1 protein-coding gene is annotated in these 453 nt (G+C 49.9%); it reads right to left on the reverse strand.

The genetic code is table 11. The features are described from left to right. The coding region (locus tag R2R70_RS18955; RefSeq protein WP_410978742.1) for a DNA polymerase domain-containing protein at window positions 1-453 on the reverse strand (453 nt) is incomplete at both ends.

The following is a 453-nucleotide window of genomic DNA, read 5'->3' on the forward strand; positions in this document are numbered from 1 at the left end:
GTATTCCGCGTCGTATTTGTGTTTACGCGGGTCGTATTCTTCCGCCAGGATCGCACGGTTAGAGATCGGACCGTCACCACGCAGAACGATGTAACCGATAACCATACCCGGTTTGATTTTAACACCTTTCGCCGCCAGACGTTTCGCAACCGCAACGTGCGGGCCGATCGCTTTGTATTCGTGCAGCGGACGGGTGATCTGTTCGTAGATCGCCAGTTTTTCCGGCGGGATTTCGTATTTAGACAGTTTCTGGGTAACTTCTTTAACGATACGAACCGCTTCTTCAACGTTACCGTGTTTCAGGATCGCTTCCAGAACACGCGCCTGGGTTTCTTTCGCGATTTCAGACCAGTCACGACGAACGATTTCCAGACCACGGGTGATGATTTTACCTTCTTCGTCGATCAGCGCGTATTTTTTTTTGGTAACGAAGAAACCACGTTTGTAGAAACC

It is taken from the genome of Cobetia sp. SIMBA_158, assembly GCF_046566945.1.
Lineage (GTDB): Bacteria > Pseudomonadota > Gammaproteobacteria > Pseudomonadales > Halomonadaceae > Cobetia > Cobetia amphilecti.